Origin of the sequence: Rhizobium sp. C104 (assembly GCF_022354505.1) — a bacterium.
In the GTDB taxonomy this organism is placed as follows: Bacteria; Pseudomonadota; Alphaproteobacteria; order Rhizobiales; family Rhizobiaceae; genus Rhizobium; species Rhizobium redzepovicii.
In genome coordinates, this window is record NZ_CP092350.1 from 21667 (window position 1) to 48651 (window position 26985).

The 26985-nt window shown below is 62.5% G+C and carries 28 protein-coding genes and 4 pseudogenes; 12 read left to right on the forward strand and 20 right to left on the reverse strand.

Annotated features, from left to right (window positions below):
* Positions 1–147 precede the first annotated feature (147 nt).
* Positions 148–410 (forward strand): annotated as a pseudogene (locus MF410_RS24550) (DUF982 domain-containing protein).
* 37 nt (positions 411–447) lie between these two features.
* On the opposite strand, the gene MF410_RS36650 reads toward MF410_RS24550, so the two are convergent.
* The 4 genes from MF410_RS36650 to MF410_RS24565 all read right to left on the reverse strand — a co-directional run bounded on the left by MF410_RS36650 (position 448) and on the right by MF410_RS24565 (position 1530).
* Positions 448–576, reverse strand: coding sequence for a hypothetical protein (locus tag MF410_RS36650; RefSeq protein ID WP_275593035.1), 129 nt, complete (start codon positions 574–576; stop codon positions 448–450).
* Positions 577–683: 107 nt separating this feature from the next.
* The gene (locus MF410_RS24555; RefSeq protein ID WP_239620640.1) at positions 684–896 is read right to left on the reverse strand and encodes a hypothetical protein; all 213 of its coding nucleotides are present in this window, start codon (positions 894–896) and stop codon (positions 684–686) included.
* Between the two features lie 38 nt (positions 897–934).
* Complete coding sequence (locus MF410_RS24560; protein WP_239620565.1) at positions 935–1249, reverse strand: hypothetical protein; 315 nt, start codon at positions 1247–1249, stop codon at positions 935–937.
* 80 nt (positions 1250–1329) lie between these two features.
* Positions 1330–1530, reverse strand: a complete 201-nt coding sequence (locus MF410_RS24565; protein ID WP_239620566.1) for a hypothetical protein — start codon at positions 1528–1530, stop codon at positions 1330–1332.
* Positions 1531–1662: 132 nt separating this feature from the next.
* Here MF410_RS24565 and ligD point away from each other — a divergent pair, with 132 nt between their 5' ends.
* Positions 1663–2709 carry a non-homologous end-joining DNA ligase gene (gene ligD, locus MF410_RS24570; protein WP_239620567.1) on the forward strand — a complete coding sequence of 349 codons (1047 nt, stop codon included), beginning with the start codon at positions 1663–1665 and terminating at the stop codon, positions 2707–2709.
* Between the two features lie 10 nt (positions 2710–2719).
* Here the strand turns inward: ligD and MF410_RS24575 are convergent, their stop codons facing one another.
* From MF410_RS24575 to MF410_RS24585, 3 genes and pseudogenes are all read right to left on the reverse strand, one after another.
* Positions 2720–2986, reverse strand: coding sequence for a hypothetical protein (locus tag MF410_RS24575; RefSeq protein ID WP_239620569.1), 267 nt, complete (start codon positions 2984–2986; stop codon positions 2720–2722).
* Between the two features lie 21 nt (positions 2987–3007).
* Positions 3008–3298 carry a ribbon-helix-helix protein, CopG family gene (locus tag MF410_RS24580; protein ID WP_097625557.1) on the reverse strand — a complete coding sequence of 97 codons (291 nt, stop codon included), beginning with the start codon at positions 3296–3298 and terminating at the stop codon, positions 3008–3010.
* A gap of 151 nt (positions 3299–3449) precedes the next feature.
* Positions 3450–3706 (reverse strand): annotated as a pseudogene (locus MF410_RS24585) (hypothetical protein).
* Between the two features lie 454 nt (positions 3707–4160).
* On the opposite strand from MF410_RS24585, the gene MF410_RS24590 reads away from it, so the two are divergent.
* Positions 4161–4862, forward strand: a complete 702-nt coding sequence (locus tag MF410_RS24590; protein WP_097625556.1) for a DUF899 family protein — start codon at positions 4161–4163, stop codon at positions 4860–4862.
* 21 nt (positions 4863–4883) lie between these two features.
* Here MF410_RS24590 and MF410_RS24595 read toward each other — a convergent pair whose 3' ends face one another.
* From MF410_RS24595 to hutI, 6 genes and pseudogenes are all read right to left on the reverse strand, one after another.
* The gene (locus MF410_RS24595) at positions 4884–5513 is read right to left on the reverse strand and encodes a J domain-containing protein (protein ID WP_064655287.1); all 630 of its coding nucleotides are present in this window, start codon (positions 5511–5513) and stop codon (positions 4884–4886) included.
* A gap of 174 nt (positions 5514–5687) precedes the next feature.
* Positions 5688–6263 (reverse strand): HutD family protein, encoded by a 576-nt coding sequence (locus MF410_RS24600; protein WP_222135151.1) that lies wholly within the window; start codon positions 6261–6263, stop codon positions 5688–5690.
* A gap of 5 nt (positions 6264–6268) precedes the next feature.
* Positions 6269–7943, reverse strand: a pseudogene (gene hutU / locus MF410_RS24605) (urocanate hydratase).
* A 24-nt stretch (positions 7944–7967) separates the two neighbouring features.
* The gene (hutG, locus tag MF410_RS24610; RefSeq protein WP_239620571.1) at positions 7968–8789 is read right to left on the reverse strand and encodes an N-formylglutamate deformylase; all 822 of its coding nucleotides are present in this window, start codon (positions 8787–8789) and stop codon (positions 7968–7970) included.
* Position 8790: 1 nt separating this feature from the next.
* Positions 8791–10326: a histidine ammonia-lyase gene (gene hutH, locus MF410_RS24615; protein WP_239620573.1), complete on the reverse strand. Its 1536-nt coding sequence runs from the start codon at positions 10324–10326 to the stop codon at positions 8791–8793.
* A complete protein-coding gene (gene hutI, locus MF410_RS24620; RefSeq protein WP_222135149.1) occupies positions 10323–11585 on the reverse strand; it encodes an imidazolonepropionase in 1263 nt (420 codons plus the stop codon). The genes hutH (MF410_RS24615) and hutI overlap by 4 nt, the downstream gene beginning before the upstream one ends.
* Before the next feature lie 122 nt (positions 11586–11707).
* On the opposite strand from hutI, the gene MF410_RS24625 reads away from it, so the two are divergent.
* Both MF410_RS24625 and hutC (MF410_RS24630) read left to right on the forward strand, forming a co-directional pair.
* On the forward strand, positions 11708–13054 hold the full coding sequence (locus MF410_RS24625) for a formimidoylglutamate deiminase (RefSeq protein WP_222135148.1): 1347 nt from the start codon (positions 11708–11710) through the stop codon (positions 13052–13054).
* A 60-nt stretch (positions 13055–13114) separates the two neighbouring features.
* Positions 13115–13837 carry a histidine utilization repressor gene (hutC, locus tag MF410_RS24630; RefSeq protein ID WP_097625549.1) on the forward strand — a complete coding sequence of 241 codons (723 nt, stop codon included), beginning with the start codon at positions 13115–13117 and terminating at the stop codon, positions 13835–13837.
* A 32-nt stretch (positions 13838–13869) separates the two neighbouring features.
* Here hutC (MF410_RS24630) and hutC (MF410_RS24635) read toward each other — a convergent pair whose 3' ends face one another.
* Positions 13870–14625: a histidine utilization repressor gene (gene hutC, locus MF410_RS24635; RefSeq protein WP_097625548.1), complete on the reverse strand. Its 756-nt coding sequence runs from the start codon at positions 14623–14625 to the stop codon at positions 13870–13872.
* 193 nt (positions 14626–14818) lie between these two features.
* Here hutC (MF410_RS24635) and MF410_RS24640 point away from each other — a divergent pair.
* The 5 genes and pseudogenes from MF410_RS24640 (at position 14819) to hutH (MF410_RS24660) (ending at position 19500) form a co-directional block, all read left to right on the forward strand.
* Positions 14819–15662: pseudogene (locus MF410_RS24640) on the forward strand (transporter substrate-binding domain-containing protein).
* A gap of 105 nt (positions 15663–15767) precedes the next feature.
* Positions 15768–16493, forward strand: a complete 726-nt coding sequence (locus MF410_RS24645; RefSeq protein ID WP_239620575.1) for an ABC transporter permease subunit — start codon at positions 15768–15770, stop codon at positions 16491–16493.
* 10 nt (positions 16494–16503) lie between these two features.
* A complete protein-coding gene (locus MF410_RS24650) occupies positions 16504–17208 on the forward strand; it encodes an ABC transporter permease subunit (RefSeq protein WP_097625545.1) in 705 nt (234 codons plus the stop codon).
* A gap of 25 nt (positions 17209–17233) precedes the next feature.
* Complete coding sequence (locus MF410_RS24655; RefSeq protein ID WP_003595156.1) at positions 17234–18010, forward strand: ATP-binding cassette domain-containing protein; 777 nt, start codon at positions 17234–17236, stop codon at positions 18008–18010.
* Positions 18007–19500, forward strand: coding sequence for a histidine ammonia-lyase (gene hutH, locus MF410_RS24660; protein WP_131711546.1), 1494 nt, complete (start codon positions 18007–18009; stop codon positions 19498–19500). The genes MF410_RS24655 and hutH (MF410_RS24660) overlap by 4 nt, the downstream gene beginning before the upstream one ends.
* A gap of 12 nt (positions 19501–19512) precedes the next feature.
* Here the strand turns inward: hutH (MF410_RS24660) and MF410_RS24665 are convergent, their stop codons facing one another.
* Positions 19513–20055, reverse strand: a complete 543-nt coding sequence (locus MF410_RS24665; RefSeq protein WP_131711545.1) for a hypothetical protein — start codon at positions 20053–20055, stop codon at positions 19513–19515.
* A gap of 158 nt (positions 20056–20213) precedes the next feature.
* Here MF410_RS24665 and MF410_RS24670 point away from each other — a divergent pair, with 158 nt between their 5' ends.
* Entirely contained in the window at positions 20214–20951 is a 738-nt protein-coding gene (locus tag MF410_RS24670) for a phosphatase PAP2 family protein (protein ID WP_097625543.1), read from the forward strand.
* A gap of 56 nt (positions 20952–21007) precedes the next feature.
* Here the strand turns inward: MF410_RS24670 and MF410_RS24675 are convergent, their stop codons facing one another.
* The 4 genes from MF410_RS24675 to MF410_RS24690 all read right to left on the reverse strand — a co-directional run bounded on the left by MF410_RS24675 (position 21008) and on the right by MF410_RS24690 (position 24560).
* Complete coding sequence (locus MF410_RS24675; RefSeq protein ID WP_222135145.1) at positions 21008–23569, reverse strand: FAD-dependent oxidoreductase; 2562 nt, start codon at positions 23567–23569, stop codon at positions 21008–21010.
* A 157-nt stretch (positions 23570–23726) separates the two neighbouring features.
* On the reverse strand, positions 23727–23966 hold the full coding sequence (locus MF410_RS24680) for a hypothetical protein (protein ID WP_097625540.1): 240 nt from the start codon (positions 23964–23966) through the stop codon (positions 23727–23729).
* 9 nt (positions 23967–23975) lie between these two features.
* On the reverse strand, positions 23976–24236 hold the full coding sequence (locus MF410_RS24685; protein ID WP_088940643.1) for a hypothetical protein: 261 nt from the start codon (positions 24234–24236) through the stop codon (positions 23976–23978).
* A 3-nt stretch (positions 24237–24239) separates the two neighbouring features.
* The gene (locus tag MF410_RS24690; protein ID WP_097625539.1) at positions 24240–24560 is read right to left on the reverse strand and encodes a helix-turn-helix transcriptional regulator; all 321 of its coding nucleotides are present in this window, start codon (positions 24558–24560) and stop codon (positions 24240–24242) included.
* A gap of 444 nt (positions 24561–25004) precedes the next feature.
* Here MF410_RS24690 and MF410_RS24695 point away from each other — a divergent pair, with 444 nt between their 5' ends.
* Positions 25005–26066: a class I SAM-dependent methyltransferase gene (locus tag MF410_RS24695; protein ID WP_239620576.1), complete on the forward strand. Its 1062-nt coding sequence runs from the start codon at positions 25005–25007 to the stop codon at positions 26064–26066.
* 18 nt (positions 26067–26084) lie between these two features.
* On the opposite strand, the gene MF410_RS24700 is transcribed toward MF410_RS24695, so the two are convergent.
* The gene (locus MF410_RS24700) at positions 26085–26927 is read right to left on the reverse strand and encodes an AraC family transcriptional regulator (protein ID WP_097625579.1); all 843 of its coding nucleotides are present in this window, start codon (positions 26925–26927) and stop codon (positions 26085–26087) included.
* Positions 26928–26985: the final 58 nt, after the last annotated feature.

A 26985-nucleotide genomic window follows, 5' to 3' on the forward strand; every position in this document is an offset into this window, starting at 1 on the left:
TGGCCATGCTGACGCATGCGATGCTGAGGCGACTTTAAGAAATGCTCTCCTTTTCATGCTGCGAAACGAGCTTCGGAATGCCAGCGACGATCACGGAACGGTTCTTGCACGGTTACTAATACGTTTACCGTGGGGAGACCAAACGTCATGAAATGGCACAGATCTGGTGAGTTTACTCCCTTGATGCTCGTTGTAAGTGGGCCGGAAAGTACAGACTTGTCGCGACTCTTTGGGAGGCCGCCAATATGCTGACGGCTTGCTGGCCCATCGATGATGGAGAAGAGTATCTCACCGCGATTAGGGCGTGCCGGGATGCACTTGATGGGGAGGTCTCAGCCGAGGACGCACGAGAAGCGCTGATCCGTGCCGCCGACGAAGCTGGCATTCGGGTGATCACCGTCGTTCACTGAGCTTCGCTGCCGATTCTGAAATGGGCCCACGGCGCCTTCATGACACGGCTCTCTCGTTCAGCTGCATGCGCAGCTCCATGCCGCTGAAGATCACCTTCAGGCGGCGCGCGGCCACCAGTTCGTTTGGCCTCTTTTGGGCGACAAGTGCCAGCTTCCGGTCAGTCATCCACTTCACGTGCGCATGCGGTGGGTCGATGCCGGGGACGGACGGAACACCTTCCCAGCAACCGCATGTTCTGGCCGTCGAATTTGCCGTGTCTCCGTCGACGACGGTCAAAGATGCGCAGAAGATCCTCCCAGCAATCGTTGAACGATATCCCCACGCTCGGCCGCCCCTTGCTTCCGCCTGAGTGCCTGTTCCTGCTCGTATGACTTGTGTGGGAAATGCTCGAAGCACCACCAGCCGGTCACCACAGCCGGAGAGGGACTGTTGCCCCAGCCACCCCACTCCTCGCATCCCTTTTCTTTGCAATAGTGGACATGCATGTGCGGCGCTTCCGTCAGCGGCCGTCGGTCGGTGTCGCTCATCTTTCCTCCTGGAGTTGCCAGCCCGCTTTCGGGCCCGGCCATCCCTTCTGGGCCGCGCGGAAATCAGCCTCAGCTTCGGCTTTCTTCTTGGCTTCCGTGATGCCTGTTGCCCAAACTGTGATGCGCATGCGGCCGGCTTTGAATACGAAGCGCCGTTCGGTCGTTTGCTTGCCTGCCGTGTATCCTGCGCGAAAGCATGCGCGGGCAACCGACAGGCTGATGCTCTCGCGGAAAGACACCGGTTGCGACGACCACCAGTCTCTCAGAGCAGTTTCGAATGACACGGACTTTGGTTGGGGACGGTCAAGCATAGGCGTCAGCCCTGGTCTCGGGCTTAATGTGACAGACCTGCCACCGCAACCGCTTTCGCTTATGATTCATTTTTGGCATATTAGTCTCGATGGTAGCTCGGTCGCCAGCCGCGGGCCATGCCTCGGCTCATGGCGCCTTCGGTCAATGCCAACTGTCGGCGAAGGTGTCGGATGTCGTCGAGCAGGGTGTCTATAGCTGCGTGTGTATCGCCTCTGTGGTAGGCAATCACCTTTGCGCGCTCGTCGTCTTCCACGGCTTCGCAGATCGGCTGCTCTCGCATATCCGTGCTCCGTATTTCGATTTCCAGAATGGCGGCCGCGCGCCGATGTTCTTATTATGTTCTGATCTCGATGCGAGTCGATAATCAATCTGGGTCAATTGCTTTTTTAGGTGCTGCTGATGTGATCGCGCGATGACAAAGCCGCCTCGCGAGCCTTCCAAGCCGCTGCTCGGTGAAGCCGACGCTCCGCTCCGCAGCCAGCCGCGCAGTCGCCGAGATCCTGCGCAGCCCAATCTCCCCTTGGACCCGATTCCCGCGCGCATCGAGCCATGCCTTGCGTTGCTGAAGGCCAGGCCGCCGAAGGGCGACGATTGGGTTTTCGAGATCAAATGGGACGGTTATCGCCTGGCGCTTCATATCGCGCCTACTGGCGTGCGAATCCTGACGCGGGGAGGCCACGATTGGACGTCCCGTTTTCCTGCCATCGAACGGGCGGCGAAAGAGCTCCCCGTCGCCACGGCGATCCTGGACGGGGAGGCCGTGGTGCTGGACGAGCGGGGCAGGTCGGATTTCGGCCTGCTGCAGCAATCGCTGGGCGGTCGCGGGGGCAAAAAGAGGTCAAGCGCGGCGCTCTTCATGACCTTCGATCTGCTCTATTTCGATGGTCATGACCTGAGGGATTCGGAACTCAGCATGCGCCGGCATCTGCTCGAGGATCTGGTGCCGGTCGAAGGGCAGGGCGATATCCGGCTTTCCGAGGAGATCGATGCCGACGGTGATCAGTTGCTGGCGAGCGCCTGCCAGCATGGGCTTGAGGGCATCATCGCCAAGCGCCGTGACTCACCCTATCGCTCCGGCCGGCTCGGCGACTGGGTTAAGATCAAGTGCATCCAAAGCGACAGCTTTGTGATCGTTGGCTACGAGCGATCCACAGTCGCGCGTGCCGGGATAGGCCGGCTTCTGCTCGCCGCGCGCAAGGGCAAGGAGCTAGTCTACGTTGGCGGGGTCGGGACTGGCTTCAACGAGCGCAACGCATATGAGCTTCGTGAGATGCTCGATGGCCTCATCACATCCATGCCGGCTGCGTCCGTCGATCGCAAAAGAGCAATTTTCGTGAAGCCAAAGCTCATCGCCGAGATCGAATATCGAGCTTGGACCGATGATGGAAAGCTGCGGCATGCCTCTTATAAGGGGCTGCGCGAGGTGCAGGACAATGCGGCCGTTTATGAGATTGTGTAACGGCTGCCCGCTACAGTGCGCAATCGATATAAGGCTTAAGAACTCCCGTCAGAGCCAACACGATGCCGACCAGAACGAACGACGTCGTCAGCACCCAAAAAGGCCAGTCGATCAGGAACTTCTGTCTCGGCGCCGCCCAGTCCTGATCATGATCTGGGAACTCAGATCGATGGAGCTTCGGGCCGAAATCTTTGCTGAAATCGAAGCCGTTTCTGAGGTAAAAGCAATACCAGCTGTAAGCACAAATGCTTCCGACAAAGCAGAACGCGAACCACAACTGAATTCGGTCTTCACTCGATCAAGCTTCCCCATAGGTATCGCCATCTTCATCGAGTTCGTACACCGGCAGATAGGTGTTCTTCTCCATCCACTCCCGGACGATAAACCTGATCATGTCGTTGCGCGTCTTGCCGAGCTCGTCCGCCAGGTCGCGCAGGGCGTCTTCGACATCATCCTCCATCGAGAGCCCGCCTGCATTACGCAGCCGCAGCGCGGCCCGACGAAGAATGAGCTGAAGATCCGCTCGCGAAACATCTGCGATCCGATCGGCGGCGTCCTCTAGCAGTGTGGCGGTGTCGGGAGATGTCATGGGTTCACCTGCGCGCGGTCAATAGGGACGGCGCAGCGAAATTGATGCCCCACCACGATCTGCCGGTCGGTCGGACAGCCCATCCAGGCGCGCCGCAGGAGCCGAGGAGGGAGGCCGCCGGAAATTTGCAAATGAAGCGGGTCATCAGGTGCTACTCGTCAATCTCATTGCCATCATCGTCGTACTCCGCCCCGCGGCCGGAGTCTTCGACATAAGTCCGGCATTCCTCTTCAAAAGACGATGAATTGCCCGAGCAATCGTCCTTGCTTTGAATGCCATTCTCCTCCGCCCATCATAGCCGGCCCTGTGACCCTCGCAATTCCCGCCGAAGCTCTGCGCGAAGGCCGGGGCTGCAAGGGTTGCCACCAGCAGAGCGCTCGCAAGCAACGTGGCCATCACTCCGCGCACTACCAGCCTCCTGGACGAGACATTGCGCTTCTGCCGCCGCACCTATTTCCCGCGGCATCTTACTGCCAATCATACTGGCAGTTGCCTGGATAGCGTCTCGTTGGTTTATATGCACCGCCGCCGCAAACAGTAAGACAAGATGGGCGCTGCGCCAACGCAGCCTTCGCAATCGCACCGCCGCCCGACGATGCAAATCTGGAGATCCGCTCGCCGGACAGTACGATCGGCAGTCGGAAGGGCGCGATGCTGATCATGAACTGGTTCGATGATCCGCATTCGGAGGTCTTGATCTGCTTGGCTTCGGCGGTCCGGGCGCGGAGCCGGCCAAAGCGCGGGGCGAATATTTTCCGTCGGCATTGTCGATTTTCGCAACAGCCGATCGTCCTTGTCATGATGTGCTGGCACCGCGATCGTGGCTTCAGCACGTTCTCAGGCAACAGAAGGAGCTATTGCCATGGATAATCAGCATCTGGTCCCCGCCGCCGTGCTCGCGGCCAAGAACGGCGTCCGGTTTCCCAATGAGAGCGAGGAATATCGCATTGCCCGCGACGCGCTGCTGGCCGAAGAGATCGAATTGCGCCGGCATATCGAGCGCGTGGCGGTACAGCGCCGGGCGCTGCCGCCGGGCGGCGAGGTGACGAAAGACTACCGCTTCGAAGGCAGCGACGGGCCGACCTCCTTCAGCGAGCTCTTCGCCGACAAGGACACGCTGATCGTCTACAGCTACATGTTCGGCCCGCAACGCGAGCGCCCGTGCCCGATGTGCACCTCGCTGCTGTCGGCCTGGGACGGCGAGGTGCCCGACATCCAGCAGCGCGCGGCCTTAGCCGTCGTCGCCCGCTCGCCGATCGAAAAACTGCTCGCCTTCAAGACGGAGCGTGGCTGGCATCATCTGCCGCTTTATTCCGACACGACGGACGACTACAGCCGCGACTACCACGGAATCGGCAGCGATGGCAGCGATGACGCGGCGTTCAACGTCTTCACGCGCCGCGACGGCACCATCCGCCATTTCTGGAGCCAGGAGATGGGCGGTGTGACGGCAGATCCCGGCGAGGATCCGCGCGGCGCGCCCGACCTGATGCCGCTCTGGACCATTATCGATTCGACGCCCGAAGGCCGGCCGGCAGACTGGTATCCGAAGCTGTCTTATTAAGATCAGCCGCGTCGTACGCCGTCAGCCGGTGGAGCGGTTTCTTGAGGGCTCGGCCCATTCGATGCTGGTAACCGCGTCATCCGGCAGCGGCGGCGGATCGATGTCATAGACATAGCCGGAGAGCATGTCGGCGGCGCGTTCCGTCGCCTTGATCTTCGCCTGGGTTTCGGCGACCGCCTTGGAGATCGCTTCGATGCGGGCGCGGAACATGTGGGCGAGCACATCGCGGCCGGACTGCTTTTCGAGTCGTTCCAGATGCAGGCCGATGCGCGAGGCGTGGCGCTCCAGCTCGCTCTTGCTGAAACGCGCCTTGCGCAGTTCCTCGGAAAGGCTGTCCTGCATGACGGCGACGGGATCGAAACTTCCGGGTGCGCGTTCGTCGAGCACCGCGTCGGTGACGAGTTTCTCGATCATCACGAGCGCTTGCAATTCGGCCGCATCGGCGAATTCGACGTCATAGCCGGTATCGTCGTAGACCTTGCGCCGGACCGGATCGAGAAGCAGCCCGTAGGCTTTCTGCAGATTGGCAAAGGCGTCCGAATCACCGCCCGAATCGGGGTGGGTAACTTTCGCCAGGCGCCGATAGGCGGCCTTCAGCTGCGCCTCGTCCGCATCGCGTTCAACGCCGAGAATATCGTATGGATCCGTCACGCCTGCTCCCTTGCTCCCCGCCACGTCGCGGGCAGTCTAGGTCTTCTTCTGCATCAGAAGGGCGAAGTTTAGACCGAAACGGGGAATGACGTCCATGGCCCGAGATGGTGATGGTTTGTGCGGATGCGTCGCAAACCATCGATTGCTTAATGTTTTCAATTCGTTGGTCGAAGATCAGCCTGTGATGATCGAAGCGAGATAACATCTGGCATCGCCATCGATTTCCAGCACGGTCGCGGCCGCGTTGTCGATCAGTAGCGCATCGCCGGCCGCAAGCGCGCCGGTCTCGCCGTCCCGGCGGAAGGACAATGCGCCGCGATGGCAAAGCAGCAGGGATGTCGAGGGCGGCAGCGGCACGGTCTTGCTGTCATCGACGTCGATCCGGATCAGCGTGTGGGTGAGCCCGTTACGGCGCGTCATGACGTTGAGATCGGTGATCGCTCCGTCCTCGAGCCTGGCCGCGACAGGGACATCCGCCGGGAAGGCCAGCGGATCGCTTGCCGTTGTCAGCAGCACGGGCGAGGTGCCTGCCACATCGAGCACCACGCCGTTGCCATCGAGGATCGCCAGCGTTCGGTCGATGCCGGGAAAGATCGAAAACGGGCCGTCCTCCGCGACGGTCGCCATGCTGATGCGCCAGTCGAAGTCGTTGATCGAAGCGCCGGGTGGAAAGACGGCGATTTCCACCGTCTCTCCCTTGCCGTTTTTCCAGGGCATGCGTTTGTGATCGCCGGCGCGCAGGATCCCCACGGGGCTCAGTTCCCGAGAATGCCGGGCAGACGCAGGCCCTTTTCTTTGGCGCAATCGATGGCGATCTCGTAACCGGCATCGGCGTGGCGCATGACGCCGGTCGCCGGGTCGTTCCAGAGCACGCGCTCGAGGCGTCTTGCGGCATCGTCCGTGCCATCGGCGCAAATGACCATGCCCGAATGCTGCGAGAAACCCATGCCGACGCCCCCGCCGTGATGCAACGAGACCCAGGTCGCACCCGATGCCGTGTTGAGCAGGGCGTTGAGCAGTGGCCAGTCGGAGACGGCATCAGATCCGTCCTTCATCGCTTCGGTCTCGCGGTTCGGCGAGGCGACGGAGCCGGAGTCCAGATGATCGCGGCCGATGACGATCGGGGCGGAGAGTTCGCCTGTTCTCACCATCTCGTTGAAGGCGAGGCCGAGCTTGTGGCGGTCGCCGAGGCCTACCCAGCAGATGCGCGCCGGCAGGCCCTGGAAGGCGATGCGCTCCCTGGCCATGTCGAGCCAATGATGCAGGTGCTTGTTGTTAGGCAGCAATTCCTTCACCTTGGCATCGGTCTTGTAGATATCCTCCGGGTCGCCGGAAAGGGCCGCCCAGCGGAAGGGGCCGATGCCGCGGCAAAACAGCGGGCGGATATAGGCCGGCACGAAGCCCGGGAAGGCGAAGGCGTTTTCGAGGCCTTCATCCTTGGCGACCTGGCGGATATTGTTGCCGTAATCGAGTGTCGGAATACCGGCGTTCCAGAAGGCGATCATCGCTTCGACATGCTCGCGCATCGAGGCGCGCGCCGCCTTTTCCACAGCCTTCGGATCGCTTTCGCGCTTTGCCTTCCACTCACCCATCGTCCAGCCCTTGGGCAGATAGCCGTTGATCGGATCATGCGCCGAAGTCTGGTCGGTGACGATATCGGGGCGGATGCCGCGGCGGACCATCTCGGGCAAGATTTCGGCGGCATTGCCGAGCAGGCCAACGGATTTCGCCTCGCCGGCCTTGGTCCAGCGGTCGATCATCTCAAGCGCTTCATCGAGAAGTCTCGGCCTTGGCGTCGACATAGCGGGTGCGCAGGCGGAAATCGATCGAGTCGGGATTGCATTCGACGGCCAGGCAGCAGGCGCCGGCCATGACGGCGGCGAGCGGCTGTGCGCCGCCCATGCCGCCGAGGCCGCCGGTCAGGATCCATTTGCCCTTGAGATTGCCGCCGTAATGCTGGCGTCCGGCCTCGACGAAGGTCTCGTAGGTGCCCTGCACGATGCCCTGCGTGCCGATATAGATCCACGAGCCGGCCGTCATCTGGCCGTACATGGCAAGGCCCTTCTTATCCAGCTCGTTGAAATGATCCCAGGTCGCCCAATGCGGCACGAGGTTGGAATTGGCGATCAGCACCCGCGGCGCATCCTTGTGGGTGCGGAAGACGCCGACCGGCTTGCCGGATTGCACGACCAGGGTTTCTTCTTCCGTCAACGTCTTCAGCGTCGCGACGATGCGGTCGAAATCCTCCCAGGTGCGGGCGGCGCGGCCGATGCCGCCATAGACGACGAGCTCGTTCGGGTTTTCGGCGACATCGGGGTCGAGATTGTTCATCAGCATGCGCAGCGGCGCTTCGGTCATCCAGCTCTTGGCATTGAGATCGTTGCCGCGGGGTGCGCGGATTTCGCGGATATTGTGGCGTGGATTGTTCATGGCGGTTCCCCTGTCGAGAGATCGTTATCGTTTCAGGTCGGGTGCGATCTGTTCGATGCGCACCAGAATGTTCTTGAGATGGATGCGAAGCCTGTCCGCCTTCGCGGTGTCGTAGGCAAAGGGCGGCGCTTCCGTCTGCAGATGGGTCGATTGCGCGAGCTCCATCTGGATCGCATGCACGCCGGTCTCGGGTCGGCCATAATGGCGCGTCGTCCAGCCGCCCTTGAAGCGGCCGTTGAGCACGCTGTCATAGCCATCCGCGGCTTCGACGACGGTGAGCGTCGCCTGCTCGATGGCGCCGTCGCAGGTCTTGCCCATATCGGTGCCGATGTTGAAATCCGGCAACTTGCCTTCGAAGAGGAAGGGAATGTGCGAGCGGATCGAATGGCAGTCGTAGAGAATTGCCACTCCATGGATTGCTCTCACGCGCTCGATCTCGGCGGCGAGTGCCGCGTGATAGGGGGCATGGAAGTCCCGCAGCCGCGCCGCGATGTCGGCCTCGTCGGGTGCAGCGCCTTCCTTCCAGATCGCCTTGCCGTCGAAATCCGTTTCCGGAATGAGGCCGGTGGTGTTCTGGCCGGGATAGAGGCTGACGCCGGCCGGATCGCGGTTGGCGTCGATCACATAGCGATGGAAGGTGGCGCGCACGGTGGTGACACTATCGAGCAGGCCATCATAGAGCTGGTGAATGTGCCAGTCGGTGTCGGCGAGAATACTGCCGTTGTCGTTGAGGCGATCGGCGATCTCAGGCGGCACGTCGGTGCCGGTATGGGGAAAGCCGAGGATGACGGGGGAGGTGCATTGGCGAATTTCGTATGGGGAGGAGACTTTTTCCGTCACCATCATCTCAGCCCTCCAATACCGGCAATATGCCAGATGAAACCGAGGCGTTGAGCGCGCCCGTCGCCACCAGCTCGGCAGCGGCGACGAGGTCGTTTGCCATATAGCGGTCGACGTCGAGGCTCGGGACCTTGCTGCGGATCGCGGTGATCGCCTTGCCAAGCTCCGGGCTCGTCGACAACGGCGCGCGCAGTTCAACGCCTTGGGCGGCGGTCAGCGCCTCGATGCCGATGATGCCGAACAGGTTCTCGGTCATGCCAAGCAGGCGGCGGGCCCCATGGCAGGCCATCGAGACATGGTCTTCCTGGTTGGCCGAGGTCGGCGTCGAATCGACCGAGGCCGGGTGCGACATCTGCTTGTTCTCGGACATCAGGGCCGCAGACGTCACCTCGGCGATCATCAGGCCGGAGTTCAAGCCGGGCGTCTTGGCCAGAAAGGCCGGTAGGCCGTAGGAGAGGGTCGGATCGACCAGCAGCGCAATGCGACGCTGCGAGATCGCGCCGATCTCGCAGACGGCAAGTGCGATCTGATCGGCGGCGAAGGCGACGGGTTCGGCGTGGAAATTGCCGCCGGAGACGACGGAATTGTCGGACAGTACCAGCGGATTGTCGGTGACCGCATTGGCCTCGATTTCGAGGGTGCGGGCAACCGAGCGCAGCAGATCGAGGCAGGCGCCGTCGACCTGCGGCTGGCAGCGGATGCAATAGGGATCCTGCACACGCTCGTCGCCTTCGATATGGCTCTGGCGAATGATCGAGTTTTCAAGCAGCGCGCGAAGCGCAGCCGCCGTGTCGATTTGGCCCTTATGGCCACGCAATGTATGAATATCCGGATGGAAGGGCGCCGAAGAGCCCATGGCGGCATCGGTGGACATTGCGCCGGTGATGAGAGCTGCCTGCGCGGCACGATGGGCGCGGAAGAGGCCGGCAAGCGCCAGCGCCGTCGAGGTCTGGGTGCCGTTGATCAGCGCCAGGCCCTCCTTGGCGGCAAGCACGATCGGTCTGAGGCCAGCCCTTTCGAGGGCTTCAGCGCCCGGGAGGCGTTCGCCGGCGAAGAAGGCTTCGGCCTCACCCATCATCACCGCCGCCATATGGGCAAGGGGCGCAAGATCGCCGGAGGCGCCGACCGAGCCCTTTTCCGGGATCAGCGGAATGACGCCCTTTTCCAGCATGCCCTCGATCAGCCGCACCAGTTCCAGCCGCACACCGGAGGCGCCGCGCCCGAGCGAGACCAGCTTCAGCGCCATGATCAGCCGCACGATATTCTCAGGCAGCGGCGCGCCGACGCCACAGCAATGCGACAGGATGAGATTGCGTTGCAAGGTCGTTACGTCGGCGCTGTCGATCTTGATCGAGGCGAGTTTGCCGAAGCCGGTATTGATGCCGTAGACCGGCGCGTTGCCGGCAGCGATCTCGGCGATGCGGGCAGCGGCCTTGGCGATGCCAGTATCGAAAGCGGGATCGAGCCTTGCCGGCACGCCCGTCCAGTAGATGGTTTCCAGATCCTTGAGCGAGACGGAGCCCGGGTGGAGCGTGATGGTCATCGGCCGTTCCTTTCGCCCTTGAAGACGCGTGCGTAAAGCGGGTTGAAGCCGATGCGGTAGACGAGCTCGGCGAGGCTTTCGATATTCCAGATGGCGAAGTCGGCGGATTTGCCGGCTTCGAGCGTTCCGGTCTTGTCGAGCAGACCGAGCGCGCGCGCACCTTCACGGGTGGCGCCGGCGATGCATTCCTCGACGGTGAGGCCGAAAAGTGTGGCCGACATGTTCATGGTGAGCAGCATCGAAGTGAGCGGCGAGGTGCCGGGATTGCAGTCGGTGGCGATCGCGATCGGCACGCCTGCCCGCCTCAGCGCCTCTACCGGCGGCTTCTGCTTTTCATGGATGGCGTAGAAGGCGCCGGGGAGCAGCACGGCGACGGTGCCGGCTGCAGCCATCGCCGCAACGCCATCCTCGTCGAGATATTCGAGGTGATCGGCCGAAAGGGCGCCAAAGGATGCGGCGAGCTTGGCGCCACCGAGATTGGAGAGCTGCTCGGCATGCAGCTTGACCGGCAGGCCGAGCGCCTTGGCCTTGTTAAAGACGCGGGCGATCTCGGTCGTGGAAAACGCGATGCCCTCGCAGAAGCCGTCGACAGCATCGGCAAGACCGAGGCCATGTATGTCGTCGAGACCGGGCAGGACGACATCATCGAGGTAATCGCCGTTGCGACCCTTATATTCCACGGGCGTCGCATGGGCGCCGAGATAGCTGGTGATGACGCGCACCGGTCTGACATGGCCGAGCAGGCGGGCGCTCTGCAGCATCTTCACTTCACCGGTCCGGTTCAGGCTGTAGCCGGATTTGATCTCGATCGTGGTGACACCTTCTGCAAGCAGCGTGTCGAGCCGCGGCAGCGCCTGGGTGACAAGCTCCTCGACCGACAAAGCATTGGTCGCTTTCACCGAGGACACGATGCCGCCGCCGGCACGTGCGACCTCCTCATAAGTCGCGCCTGCCAGGCGCATTTCGAACTCGCGGGCGCGGTTGCCGCCGTGAACGATATGGGTGTGGCAGTCGACAAGACCGGGCGTGACCCAGCGGCCTTCGAGATCGACGATTTCGGAGTGTTCGATCGCCGATGCCGGCAGCTCGCTCTCGGCGCCGGCAAAGGCGATGCTTCCGTTTTCGACCAGCACGGCACCCTTTTCGACGATGCCGAGCCCTTCCTTGCCAGGCGCCAGCGTGGCGAGCCGCGCATTGCGCCAAAGCACTGGGCGGTCTTCTGCGGACGAGGTTTCCTCTGAAAAATTGTTCCCGGTCATCAGCTTTGCGCCTTTCTTTATGCTGAAACATGTATATACATAATAAGCAGGTGACAAGAGAAATTTTGCGCGCTCTTCTGGAAAAGAAAGATCGGCGGCACTGCAAGAGGAGAGGGAAGGCCATGACCACACTTCACGCAGACACGGCGCTGACGCCGCAGGGCTGGCAGAAGGATGTGCGACTGACGCTCGAGGCCGGGCGCATCGCCCAGCTCGAGGTGGGCGTTGCCGCCGCGCCCGGCGATGAGCGCCATGCTCTGATCGTTCCGGCCATGTGCAACCTGCACAGCCATGCCTTCCAGCGGGCGATGGCGGGTCTTGCCGAAGTGCGCGGCCCGGCAAACGACAGCTTCTGGAGCTGGCGCACGGTCATGTACAAGTTTGCTTTGGCGATGACGCCTGAACATGTCGAGGCGGTGGCCGCCAAGCTTTATGCGGAGATGCTGGAGGCTGGCTTTTCCCGCGTCGGCGAATTCCACTATCTCCACCATGATAGAGATGGCGGCACTTATGCCAATATCGCCGAGCTTGCCGAGCGCATCGGTGCTGCGAGCCAAGAGACCGGGATCGGTCTGACCCTCCTGCCGGTCTTCTACGCCCATTCCGGTTTCGGGGGCGCTCAGCCGATCGACGGCCAGCGGCGATTCATCAATTCGCTCGAAAGCTTCGAAAGGCTGATGGAGGGATGTCGGGCGGTGACTGGCCGGCTCGACGGCGCCGAACTCGGACTGGCGCCGCACAGCCTGCGCGCCGCAACACCGGAGCAATTGGCGAAGCTCATGCCGATGGCGGGCGATGGCCCGATCCATATTCATGTCGCCGAGCAGGTGAAGGAGGTCGAGGACTGCGTCGCCTGGTCGGGCGCGCGGCCGGTGCAATGGCTGCTCGATCATATGCCGGTGGATGAGCGCTGGTGCCTGATCCATGCAACTCACATGACCGAGGACGAGACGCGGCGTATGGCGAATAGCGGCGCGATCGCCGGCCTCTGCCCGATCACCGAGGCCAATCTCGGCGACGGCGCCTTTGCCGCGCCCCTTTTCCTTCAAGAGGGCGGCCGTTACGGCATCGGCTCGGATTCCAACGTGCTGATCTCCTTGCCGGAAGAATTGCGCCAGCTCGAATATTCGCAGCGCCTGGCGCTGCGCGCCCGCAATGTCGTCGCAGCACCCGGCGGTTCGACGGCGCTTTGCCTGTTCAACCAGGCGCTTGCCGGCGGCGGTGCGGCGCTGAAAGCCCCGGCCGGTATCGCTGAAGGCCATCACGCCGATCTCGTTTCGCTCGATATGTCAGCCGTTCCCTATCTCTCCGGCGATCAGATCCTCGATCACTGGCTGTTTGCCGGCGGCATTTCCATCGATTGCGTCTGGGCGCGCGGCCGCAAGCAGGTGGCGGGTGGGCGTCATGTCGGGCGCGAGGCTATCGACCGGCGGTTCCTTGCCGCGATGGGCGAATTGCTGGCTGGCTGAAAAAGCGCTTTTCATAAGCAGGCATTCGATCTAGAGCGGGAGATCAATGGGAACGTGGCGATGAACCAAAGCAGGGATCCCACCTTGCACCAGCGCATCCTCGGCGAGATAGAGGGCCGTATCGTCTCGGGCGAATGGCCGCCGGGGCACCGTATCCCCTTCGAGGTCGATCTCGCTACCCAATATGACGTCTCGCGCATGACGGTGAACAAGGTGCTGACCCAGCTCGCCAAGGCCGGCTTGATCGAGCGCCGCAAGAAATCCGGCAGCTTCGTCACCCAGCCGCAGGCCCAATCGGCGGTTCTCGAAATCCACGACATCAAGGCCGAGGTGCAGTCGCTGAACCTGCCCTACGCCTATGCGGTTTTGAAGACGGCGAGCCGCAAAGCCAAAGCGGAAGACAGCCGCCGGCTGGAGCTGCCTGCGGCGTCCTCGGTCGTCGAGGTGGTCTGCATCCACAATGCCGGCACGCGGCCCTTCTGCCTGGAGGAGCGGCTGATCAGCCTTGCGACCGTGCCGGAGGCGGCCGATGCCGATTTCCTGACGGTGGCGCCGGGGCCGTGGCTGCTCAACCAGGTGCCGTGGAGCACCGCCGAACACCGGATCCACGCCGTTTCCGCCAGCGCCGAGGTGGCCGCCGCCCTCGACATTGCCCGCAACACCGCCTGCCTGGTGGTGGAGCGCCGCACCTGGAGTGGCGCCGGGCCGGTGACCCATGTGCGCTTCACCTATCCCGGCGATCGCCACGCCCTGGTGGCGCGTTTCACGCCGGCATCACAGTAAGCCATGTTCCATATACAACATGGCACCTGTTTTCATTCCTCGAACATCTTGCCGCTGCGCGCCTCGAGCCGGTAGCGATAGCCAGGATAGACGAGGCGGGCTGTCGAGACCACCTGTTTTGCCGACCATGTGCGCCGGCGGATCGTCAGGCAGGGTTCGGTCTTCAGGATGGTCAGGAGCTTGCATTCCCAGGCCTGCGGCATCGCCGCCTCGACGACGTGCTCGGAGCCGCTGAGCGGGGCGGCCGCAGTTAGATAGGCGTTCGGAGTCAGCGTCGAAAAATCCTGAGCGAGATATTCCGGGGCGGCTTCCGGATGGACGAAACGGTCCTCGATCTGCACTGGAACGCCATTTTCGCTGTGGACGATCAGGGAGTGGAAAACCGCAGCGCCGATCGGCAGTTCCAGCGCGTCGGCAACCTCGGGAGACGCCGTTTCCTGGGCGAGAACGACGACGGAGGCCTCATGGACATGGCCGCGTTCGGCGATTTCCTCGGCGATGTTGCGCACTTCGAACAGCGCCGAATAGCCCTTGCGTTCGGCGACGAAGGAGCCGACGCCCTGGATGCGGACGAGTTCGCCTTCATTGGCAAGTTCGCGCAGCGCCCGGTTGGCGGTCATCTTGCTGACGCCGAGCTCGACGACCAGCTCGTTTTCCGACGGCACGCGGTATTTCGGCGGCCATTCGCCGCTGTGGATGCGGTCGAGGATCACCTGCTTGACGCCTGCGTAAAGCGGCGTGCTATCATTTTCCGCCAGTTCGCGCTTCATCTCGCCGGAACGCTTCATTGCCTATTCCTTTTGCACGAATGGAATTCGCCACCTAAATCGACTTTCCTCTTGCATATCACAGAATATCTCATATGGTACCATATACAACCTCCCAATCGGTCCTGGACGCAGAAATAGGACGGAAAGGGCAAGCCGGCGAAGATCGGCGTGGTGCCGCAAGGTCTGTTTCAACTCCAGAGGAGAATCATCAATGAAATTCAGCGCAATCCTGTTTTGCGGCGTCGCCGCTCTTTCCGCCTTCGCAGCACCCGCTTTCGCCAAGGACTGGACGAAGGCGACGATCACGCTCGAGGGCGCCTATGCGCCGTGGAACCTCACCAATGCCGACGGCACGCTCGGCGGCTTCGAGGCCGGAGCTCGCCAAGGTGCTCTGCGAACGCGCCAAGATCGAATGCACGCTCGTTGCTTCCGATTGGGACGGCATGATCCCGGCGCTGAACGCCGGCAAGTTCGACGTCATCATGGACGCGCTGTCGATCACCGAAGAGCGCAAGCAGGTGATCGATTTCACCATTCCCTATGCAGCCACGCCCGCCGCCTTCGCCACCGCCAAGGACAGCCCGCTGGCGAAAGCCGCCGGCACCGGCTCCACGATCAAGATGACGCCCGGCCAGACCGGCGTGAAGGAGATCGACGCGCTGAAGGAAGCCTTCAAGGGCAAGACGATCGGCATCCAGGCGGCGACCGTCTACGCCAAGTTCGTCTATGACAATTTCGGCGATATTGCCGAGATCCGCGAGTACAAGACCGGCGCCGACCGCGACCTCGACCTGCAGAACGGCCGCATCGACCTCGGCTTCGACGACGCCGTCTATTTCGCCAATGCCTTCAAGACCGCCAACGGCGCGCTCGACTTCACCGGTCCGGAGATCGTCGGCTCGATCTGGGGCGAGGGCGAAGGCCTCGGCGTCCGCAAGGCCGATACCGACCTGCGCGACAAGTTCAGCGAGGCGATCAAGTCCGCACTCGCCGACGGCACCGTCAAGAACCTCTCGATGAAGTGGTTCCAGGTCGACGTCAGCCCGCAGCAGTAAGCGCTTCGGCCTTTTGGCCGCAGGCGCCGGTCTCCGGCTTTGTCGCCGGAGACCGCGTGTTATTCTCGATCCAGAAAATACTGCCACGGACGGGGAACGGACGATATGGCAAGCTTGGAACTGCTTGGCTTCGGCTCGACGGGATGGGGCGCGCTGCTCATTCTCGCCACCTTGATGACGCTCGCCGTCACCGCGACGGCGTTGTCGATCGGCGCGGTGCTCGGCGCGATCGTCGCGGGGGCGAAGCTCTCCGGCAATCCCGTTCTTGTGGCGCTCGGCAATGTCTATACGACGGTGTTTCGCGGCGTGCCGGAACTGCTGATCATCTATCTCATCTATTTCGGCGGCTCCTCGGCCGTCACCGCGATCGGCAAGGCGATGGGTTACGAGGGTTTTCTCGGCATGCCTTCCTTTGCCGCCGGGGCGCTGGCCGTCGGCATCATTTCCGGCTCCTATCAGGCGGAGGTGTTTCGCGGCGCCTTCCTCGCCATCTCCAAGGGTGAGCTCGAGGCGGCCTCGGCGATCGGCATGCATCGCGCCATGCGCTTTCGCCGCATCATCATGCCGCAGGTGCTGCGGCTGGCCATTCCCGGCCTCGGCAATGTCTGGCAGCTCAGCCTCAAGGATTCGGCGCTGATCTCGGTCACCGGCCTTGCCGAACTGATGCGCACCAGCCAGGTGGCGGCGGGTTCTACCCGACAATATTTCCTGTTCTTCATCGCCGGCGGCTGCCTCTATCTGATCCTGACCAGCCTTTCCGACCGCATCTTCAACGGTGCGGAACGCCGCGCCAACCGCAGCATGCCGGCATCCGCCATGGGCCAGGCGTAAGGAGGCGATGATGGATTTCACCTTTCTCGCGTCGACCATGGTTACCCTGCTCAAGGCCGTGCCGACGACGCTGATCCTGTTTTCGCTGTCGATCTTCTTCGGCGGCCTGCTGGCGCTCGTCATCGTCTCGATGCGGGTCAGCGGCAACCGCTATCTGTCCGGTTTCGCCAAGGGCTACATCTTCGTGTTCCGCGGCTCGCCGCTGTTGATCCAGATGTTCCTGGTGTTTTACGGCCTCGGCCAGTTCGGCGTCATCCGCTATTCCTTCCTCTGGCCGTTCCTGCGCGAGCCGATGGTCTGCGCCGTGCTGTCGCTAGCGCTCTGCACCGCCGGCTACACGGCTGAGATTTTTCGCGGCGGCATTCGCGCCGTTTCGCCGAAGGAGATCGAGGCGGCGCGCTCGATCGGCATGTCCGGCTTCCTGCTGGTGCGCCGCATCCTGGCGCCGATCGCCTTTCGCCATGCGCTGCCGGCCTATTCCACCGAGATCGTGCTGATGATGAAATCGACGGCGCTCGCAAGCCTCGTCACTGTCTGGGAGGTCACCGGTGTCGCCCAACGGCTGATCTCGCAGACCTACCGCACGATGGAAGTCTTCCTCTGCGCGGCGATCATCTATCTCGTTTTGAACTTCATCATCCTGCAGGGCATGGCCCTGCTCGAATATTCGCTGTCCCGACACCGCCGCGCGGCCCCGCAGCCGCTGAAGGCGTAAGCAGTTTTTGAAGATTGGAGCAACTATGCCAGGCGTTACCCGACTTTCGGTCCGCAATATCCGCAAGAGCTTCGGCACACACGAGGTCCTGCGCGGCATTTCCCTCGATGCCGAGGACGGCGATGTGATTTCGCTGCTCGGCGCCTCCGGCTCCGGCAAATCCACCTTTCTGCGCTGCATCAACATGCTCGAAACCGCAAGCGACGGCGAGATCTGGGTCGATGGCGAGCACATCGAGATGGTGCACAAGAACGGGCGGAGCAAACCGGCGAGCCAGAAGCAGGTGGACCATATCCGCTCCGAGCTCGGCATGGTGTTCCAGTCCTTCAATCTCTGGTCCCATATGACGATCCTGCAGAACGTCATCGAGGGCCCGATCCATGTGCTGAAGCGGCCGCGCGCCGACTGTATTGCCGAGGCCGAAGCGCTGCTCGAAAAGGTCGGGATCGCCGATAAACGCCATGCCTATCCCGCCCATCTCTCCGGCGGCCAGCAGCAGCGCGCCGCAATCGCCCGCGCTTTGGCGATGAAGCCGAAGGTGATGCTCTTCGACGAGCCGACCTCGGCGCTCGATCCGGAACTCGTCGGCGAGGTGCTGCGCGTCATGCGCGCGCTTGCCGAAGAAGGCATGACCATGCTCGTCGTCACCCATGAGATGAGCTTTGCCCGCAACGTCTCCAACCGCGTCGTCTTCATGCGCGAAGGGCTGGTCGAAAGCAGCGGCAAGCCCGACGACATGTTCACCGGCGGCGCCACACCCGCCTTCCGCCAGTTCATCGGCCATTTCGGAAGCGGTCAATGACGATCACCATCGAGACTGTGCTGACCTGGCGCGGTGTCGCGCGCGTCGGGGCAGGGGAAGCGCTGGCGCTGTCGCCGGCCGCCTGGGCGCGGGTCGAGCAGGCAAGCCGCATCGTTGCGCGCATCGTCGAGACCGGCGTGCGCGCCTATGGCGTCAACACCGGCGTCGGAGCGCTCGCCGATACCGTCGTCGACCGGGCCTCGCAGAGCCTGTTGTCACGCAGCATCGTGCTCAGTCACGCCTGCGGCGTGGGACCGCTGCTGGCGGCTCGCGAAGTGCGCGCCATCATCGCCGCCCAGATCGCCAATTTTTCCCATGGCCATTCCGGTGTGCGGCGCGAGATCGTCCAGTATCTCACGGCCATGCTGGAGCATGACTGCATTCCCGACGTGCCGTCGAAGGGCTCGGCCGGTTATCTCACCCACAACGCTCACACCGCGCTCGTCCTGATCGGCGAAGGCAGTGCCACCGTGGCCGGGCGGCGCATGAGCGGCCGCGAGGCGCTGGCGGCGATCGGCCTGCAGCCGTTGGTGCTCGGCGCCAAGGAGGGCCTGAGCCTCGTCAACGGCACGGCCTGCGCAACCGGGCTGTCAGCTATCGCGCTTTCGCGCGCCGAACCGCTGCTCGACTGGGCCGATGCCATCGCGGCCCTGACGCTTGAGGCGGCAGGCTGCCAGATCGCCGCCTTCGACGAGGCGGTGCTGGCGCTGCGCCCATCTGCCGGGATCGACAAGGTCGGCGCCAGCTTGCGCGCCCGCCTCCAGGGCAGCGGCCTCGTCGCCGCCGCCTTCGGCCGGCGCACCCAGGATGCCCTCAGCCTTCGCTCGGTGCCGCATGCCCATGGCGCCGCCCGCGATGTCTTCGACAATTCCGCCCGCATCGCCGATCAGGAACTCGCTTCCGTCACCGACAACCCGGCTGTGTCGGGCACGCCGGAGCAGCCCATCGTTTCCTCAGAGGCGCATGCCGTCGCCCCGGCGCTTGGGCAGGCGGCCGATAGCCTCGCCATTGCGCTGGCGCAGATCGGCGCGATCAGCGAACGGCGCATGGACCGGCTGGTCAATCCGCTGGTAAGCGGCCTGCCGCCGTTTCTTGCGAGCGATGCCGGCAGCCATTCCGGCTTCATGATCGCCCAATATACCGCCGCCGCCCTCAATAACGAGAACCGCCGCCTCGCCGCACCCGCGGCGATGGACGGCGGCCTGACCTCCGGCCTGCAGGAGGATTTCCTCGCCCATCCGACAGCCGCCGCCGGCAAACTGCTCGCGGTCATCGACAATGCCGAATATATCCTGGCGATCGAGCTGATGGCGGCTGCCCAGGCGCATGATTTCCTGGCGGCGACCGCGCCGCGGGCGCCAGGCACGGATATCGTCTATCAGGCGGTGCGGGAGCGCATCTCCCATTATGGCGACGAGCGGCCGCTGAACGGCGATATCGAGGCCGCGCGCAGCCTGATCCGCGAGACCGCACCGCCGCCGATCGTTTGAACCAGAAAATTGTCAGAACGGCTTGCTGGTGGCGGAATCCTGCTTGGGCTTTTCGCCGGCCTCGAGCCGCTTGAGGCAGTCACGATACGTCGGGTAGAGCTGATCCACCCGCGACAGCGGCAGCGTCCAGTCGCCTTCGTCGCCGGCAAAGGTCAGCTGTACGTCAGGGGTTCCGCCAAAGGCGTTCTTGATAATTTTCTTCAGGCCGCCGCTTCCTTTGCTGGCCGGCGGCCAGAGGCGAAGCGTGGTCTTGTCGAAGAATTCGGCGGCGACGACTTTCGTCATCGAACGATCGGTCAGCGTCACCTCGGTCGTGGTGCCGGCCGGAATATCCCAGCTGTCCTTGGTGACCAGCCAGAAGGTTTCTGTGGCGGTCTGGCGGAATTCCATGGTCTTGCCGAGCTCGCTGTTCCACAGCAGCCGGCAATAGGCAGGGCGCTCGCTTGAGAAGCCGACCGACCATTGTCTTGCGCCACCCATCCATTCGGTCTCGCCCAAGGCGGCGACCGGCTGCAGGACAGCCGCCATCAGAACCATCGCTGTCAGAATTTTCATCGCCGAAATCATCTCCAGGACAATCCGCTCCAGCCATAACAAAAGAAGGTTGAGCTTTTGCTACCGGCTGGCTTCGAATGCCGCAAGGGCTTGAATTTGCGGCTCACCTTGCCGATCTGGCGTAGATCGACATGAAGTGAAGGAGCGTGACGGCAGGCATGAGCGAGGTTCAACGACGCGGATTTTTGGCGAGGCTCACCGCATATGAGCCGCTGACGCTCATCATGCTGGCATCAGTCGCGGGCGGGCTGTTCGTGCTGCAGCGGCTGACGAGCGAGGTTCTCGAAGGCGAGACGCTCCGTTTCGACGAAACGATCCTGCTGGCGTTGCGACGGCCGGGTGAGCTTGGCGTGCCGATCGGCCCCGGCTGGCTGACGCATGCCGTCGGCGACATCACCAGTCTCGGTGGCATCACCGTTCTCTCGCTAATGACCGCTCTCGTCACAGTCTATCTCTTGCTTGACCGGCGCTGGCCGATCGCGATCTTCGTCTTTTCCTCGGTACTATCAGGCTGGTTGGCAAGCACACTGCTGAAGATTCTCGTCGCCAGGCCGCGTCCAGACATCGTCCCGCATCTCGTCGAGGTCAGCGATCTCAGCTTTCCCTCCGGCCACGCCATGGTCTCGGCCGTGACCTATCTGACGCTCGGGGCACTGCTGGCCCGCACGCAGCGTTACCGTTCGACGCGGATCTTCGTCATGGCCGCCGGCGTTTTCCTCGCCGTCATCATCGGCCTGAGCCGGATTTATCTCGGCGTCCATTACCCGACGGATGTCTTCGCCGGATGGTGCGCCGGGGCCCTCTGGGCGCTCGGCTGCTGGCTGATCTCGAAACGCTTCGTTCCGAGCCGAGCCCCGGGCGATGGCCTCGAAAATGGCAATGGCGACGGTGACTAGAACATAGGCTTAGAACGACTGTGGCGCCCGAATGGGGCGCCACAAGTGCTTGAGCGCTACGTACGCGGCTTCAGATTTTCCGGGTCGTAGATGGGCTTGTAGCCGACGCCGACGACTTCCACCGGATAGGTCTCGGCAAAATACTCGACATTCAGCTTGCGTCCGACCTGGCAATGCGACCAGGGCAGGTAGGCGAGCGCAATGTTCTTTCCCACAGTCGGACCGTATGCGATTGAGGTCGTGTAGGAGCGGCGGCCGAGTTCGTCGACCAGGACCTCTCCGGTGGCGGGATCGACGACAGGCAGGTTGCCGAGCGGGTAACGCTTGACACCCGACTTGTCGGTATTCTCCGTCATCACGAGCGTGCAGAGCATGGCCGGCTGGTGTTCGCGCGCCTTGTATTCCAGATGTTTCGCCTTGCCCCGGAAATCGGCTTCCTTGACCTTCGGACGGGCGAGATCGGCTTCGATCAGGTTGTACTGGGTCAGCAGGTCGGCGTTTTGCAGGCGCAGGCTCTTTTCCATGCGGCGCGAGTTTGCATAGGTCTCGACGCCGAAGGCCATCACGCCGGTCGAGCGCAGCGCATCCCAGACGGCGAGGCCGTCTTCGTATTTCATATGCAGTTCCCAGCCCTGCTCGCCGACATAGGAGATGCGGAAGGCGGTGACCGTCTTGCCGGCGATTTCGATCGGCTTGATCGCTGCAAAGGCGAAGTTTTCCTGATCGAGCCCGGCCGGATCGGCCACGACCTTCTTCAGCGTGTCGCGGGCGTTCGGACCCCAGATGCCGATCGTCACGAATTTTTCCGAGACGTCGGTGATGGTGACGTCAAGGCCGCGATCTTCGGCGACGCGCTTCATATAGTGCAGGTCGCGCGGGCCGGCATCGGCACCGTTGACGAGACGGCAGCGGTCGGCCATGCGGAAGACGGTGAAATCGGCGCGGACCATGCCTTCGTCGTCGAGGAAGTGGGTGTAGACGCCCTTGCCGATGTTGGCATCGCCGCCGACCTTGGCGGCGCACAGCCATTCCATCAGTTCGACATGGTCAGGTCCCTCGATATCGACCATGTGGAAGTGGCTGAGATTGACGATGCCGCAATCCTCGCTCATCGCCAGATGCTCGGCATTCGACACGCGCCAGAAATGGCGGTTGTCCCATTCGTTCTCGCGGACCGGCACGCGGTCGCCATATTTCTCCAGCAGGTGCTCGTTGGCGGCATAGCCGTGCGCACGCTCCCAACCGCCCAGTTCCATGAAGTAGCCGCCCAGCTCCTTTTCGCGCTCGTAGAAGGGCGAGCGCTTGGCGTTGCGGCCGGATAGATAGGGTTCGCGGGTGTGAACGGCCGGGAAATAGATCTTCTGAGCGGCTTCGTAGCAGCGGCCTTCGATGAATTCTTCGGTCAACTGATGCGGATAGAAGCGGGCGTAGTCGATGCTGTTGTGATCGATTTCGGTACGGCCGTCGGTCATCCAGTCGGCGATCAGCTTGCCGTAGCCCGGGCCGTCCTTGACCCAGATGGCAACGCAATACCAAAGACCCCTGACCTTCTGGCTCTCGCCGCAGGACGCGCCGCCGCCGGCGGAAACCTGCAGCAGGCCGTTGAAGGAGTGACCCTCGTTATAGCCGAGTTCGCCGAGGATCGGCGTCAGTTCCATGGCGCGCTCGAGCGGCTCGATGATCTGTTCCATCTCGAGGTCACGCTGCGACGGCGAAAGGCGCGCTTCGTGTTTTTCGAGAAGATCGCGCGGATGGCACATGCGCGGATTGTTGGCTTCGTAATAGCCCCACTCGATCTGACCGCCCTCGGTCGTCGCCGGGTCGCCGGTATCGCGCATATAGGCAGAGTTGCCCTGGTCGCGCAGCAGCGGGAAGCCGATTTCCTTGCCGGTGCCTTCAAACTCGTTATAGGGACCGAAGAAGGTGAGCGGATGATCGACCGGCATGACCGGCAGGTCTTCGCCGACCATCTCGGCGATCAGGCGGCCCCAAAGGCCGGCGCAGACGATGACGTGGTCGGCCATAATAGTGCCGCGATGGGTGACGACGCCCTTGATGCGGCCGCCTTCGACGATCAATGACTTGGCCGGCGTATTACCGAACACCTTAAGCTTGCCGGCCTGTTCGGCGGCATCGACCAGCTTGCCGGCAACGGTCTGCGAGCGCGGAATGACGAGGCCGGCATCCGGATCGTAAAGGCCGCCCATCACCTGATCTTCCTCGATCAGTGGGAACTTTTCCTTGATCTCGGAAGGGCTGACATAATGGGCGCGCGTGCCGAAAGCGCGTGCCGAGGAGAGCTTGCGCTTGATCTCTTCCATCCAGGCATCGTCGCCGGTGCGCGCCACTTCGAGGCCGCCGATGCGGGCGTAGTGGCCCATCTTCTCATAGAAATCGATCGAATATTGTGTCGTCCAGACCGAGAGATAGTCGTGGCTGGTGGTGTAACAGAAGTCCGAGGCATGGGCTGTCGAGCCGATATCGGTCGGGATGCCCGACTTGTCGATGCCGACGATATCGTCCCATCCGCGCTCGACGAGATGATGCGCGATGGAGGCGCCGACGATACCGCCGAGGCCGATGATGACGACCTTTGCCTTTTCCGGAAATGCTGCCACGTGCTGTTCCTTCTACTGATCGGACGAACTAAATTTTGCCAGCCGCCCTCGACTTGCGACGCGGGCATTATGCATCAGGCTGACGACCGTCATTGGTCCTACGCCGCCGAGGACCGGCGTGATTGCGCCAGCGGCGCACGCCAGGCGCCCCGGAGGATCACGGCGCTGAAATCGCCTGTAGCCGGTCGATATCGACCAGCACGATGTCGTCGGAAACAGGCTCGCGATTGTGCAGGCGGAACCAATCCATCGCTTCGCGCACGCGGTCTCCATGCGGGCCTGGATAGGCGCCAAGGCCGAGGACCCATTCGCGCACAGTCTCGCGTTCCATTCGCCCGGCCCGGTATCGGTCGCAGACGGTTTTCGCAGAGGCGACCAGATCATTTATGCTTTTCACGACGATTCCTCAGTGAACGGACGGCTCTTCATCGTCGAGAAAGGATCGAATGCCATCGCGAGCGACAGTGGCGAGGAATTCGTCGAAGGCTTCCCGGTCGGTGGCAAAGGGTTCGTCCCAGCGGATCAGATCCTCGGCCTGGGTGACGACTTCCATCGTCCAGTCTTCATTGCTGCCGGATGTGCGGAAGATATCGACGAGCACGGTGATCCCGTCATCGGTGAATTCTCCGGCCAATTCCGAGTGTTCCAGCTTTTCTTTCTTTGTCATCAGTCAGCCACCCGCGCCGGGCGGCGCGTCGTTTTCGAGATACTCTTCATATTGAACCGTTTCGGCCTCGTTGGTGTCGATCGAATTTGCGCGTTTGGCAAGGCGCACACCGGCCCCTCCACCGTTTTCCGGGATGAAAACGACGCCACCTGCTTCCAGGGCCTGCTTCATATCCTGAAGGGTCCGGTCATAGGGGGAGCGTTTGCCCGCCTCGAAATTGGCGATCGTCGCCTTGGCGACGTTTGCCGCCGAGGAGAGATCGTCCTGCGACCAGTCCAGGAGGGCGCGCGCGGCGCGGCATTGGGCGGAAGACAGGTCCGTCATGATAGCCTTGCGTCGAAAGTGTCGTGGGGCGGATTATATAAAAAATGCAATCTTGCACAAGCGACGATGAGAGCATGGATGGTGAGCACGGCTGTCAGTTTCGCGATTGGCCAAGACCTCTCCCCAACCCTCCTCACAAGGGGGAGGGCTTATATGCCGCTTCGGACGCTTTTCACTTCAACGTTTCATCTGCAGAAAGGCTGATGTCTTTTGCAGGCGGATGCTGCGGGTTAGCCCCTCCCCCTTGTGTGGGGGGAGGGGCTTTACAACCCGCCTGCAAAGCGCTCCGGTTGCGTCTGACAGCTACCCCGCGTGTTATTCCAACCCCGGCATTCTTTTGACCCTTAATACTTCAGACTTATCCCCTGATAGGGAAGGTTGATTGACTGTATATTATTAAAGTCTAATTTTTAAACTCCTGAAACACGCGCTTGGGAGGAAACAATGCGTGAGCCGGATATGCAGAAACTCGATGCACTCGTCGGCCGGCTGGTCGGTGATGTCGGCGCCGCCATGTCGGGCGCCTTGGTCGTGCTGGGCGACAAGGTGGGAATTTTCAAGGCGATGGCCGATGGGACGCCGATGAACGTCCAGCAGCTTTCGCAAAAGACCGGGGTGAAGGAGCGTTACCTTCGGGAATGGCTGAGCGCCCAGGCGGCGGCTGATTATATCGTCTATGACGAAAAAACCGATCGTTTCAGCCTGACGCCGGAGCAGGCGATGGTCTTTGCCGAGGAATACAGCCCGGCCTTCTTCGTCGGCGCCTTCGAGGTGGTGCAATCGATGTGGATGGACGAGCCGAAGGTCGCCGACGCCTTCCGCACCGGCAGGGGCCTCGGCTGGCACGAGCACAGCACCTGCCTGTTCCGGGGAACCGAGCGCTTCTTCCGCCCGGGTTATAACAGCCATCTCGTCGCCGAATGGATTCCCGCCCTTTCCGGGGTCGAGGAAAAGCTCAAGGCCGGCGCCAAAGTCGCCGATGTCGGCTGCGGCCATGGGGCCTCGACCATCCTGATGGCGCAGGCCTATCCCGCCTCCCACTTTACCGGCTTTGATTACCACGGCCCGTCGATCGAAAAAGCCAAGGCGGCTGCGAAAGAGGCAGGTGTCGGCGACCGGGTGACGTTCGAGCAAAGCCGGGCGGCGGAATTTCCAGGCCGCGGCTATGATATGGTCGCCATGTTCGACTGCCTGCACGACATGGGCGATCCGGTCGGCGCCGGCCAGCATGTCAAGGAAACGCTTGGACCGAACGGCACCTGGCTGATCGTCGAGCCCTTTGCTCATGACCATCTCAAGGACAATCTAAACCCCGTCGGCCGCGTCTATTACGGCGCCTCGACGATGATCTGCACGCCGGCATCGCTCTCGCAGGAGGTGGGACTCGGGCTCGGCGCCCAGGCAGGCGAGATGAAGCTTCGCAAGGTTGCGCTCGACGCCGGCTTCACGCATTTCCGCCGCGCCACGGAAACGCCGTTCAACATGGTGTTCGAGGTGCGGGCCTGAGATAACCCCGGCTGGCGGCTATTTCAGCTTGCCGATGCTGGCATACATGCCGGTGGTGCGGAATTCCGTCGGGTTGGTGCCGTAGACCCGGCGGAAGACCTTGGAGAAATAGTTCGGATCCTCGAAGCCGCACATGATGGCGACTTCCTTGACCGGCAGGAAGTCCGCCTTGGTCAGAAGCTTGACGGCGCGCTGCAGCCGCTGCTGCAGCACGAATTCCGCCGGCGGCATGCCCTCGCTCTCGGCAAAGCTGCGCGAGAAATGTGCGCGGCTGAGGCCGACGATGCCGGCAAGTTCGCTGACCGGCAACGGCTTTTCGAGATTGGCGTTGATATGGTCGATCACCGGCTGCATCAGGCTGAGTTCGGCGGCAAAGGCCGGCGAGCCGAAGACGTCGTCATAGAGCGCCATTGCCGCTTCATAGGCAATCGCCGAGGCAGCCCCCGGCGAGGTCGCGCCGGTGACGAGGCGCAGGCTGCAGTCGGCGAGGTGATCGATGGTCGAGGGCTGCAGTTTCAGCACCGGGCCGGCAGTTGATAGCACCAGCTGGTGAATGCGCAGCGTCTCCTCGCCATTCATCGAAATCCAGAAATATTCCCAGCGGTCGCCTTTCTCCAGCCAGTAGCGATGATTGTGCGGCACGAGCACCAGCAGCGTATCGCCGCCCTGAAGCCGATAATTGCGGTTCTGGTAGCGCAGCCGGCCGGTGCCGCTGATCGTGTGCTGCAGCACGGTGAAGGGCGTCTGGCCGCGCCTGCGGCCATCCCAGTCATAGGGTTCGTTCTCGCGCACTTCATAGCCGGAGCTCGTCGGCATGGCATGCAATCGCTGGCGGCCGCGGGGCAGCGAAACCGTCCTCATCGACTGTCCGTTGGCAATCAAATTCTGCAGCACAAAATTACCCCTGAAAGCATAATCC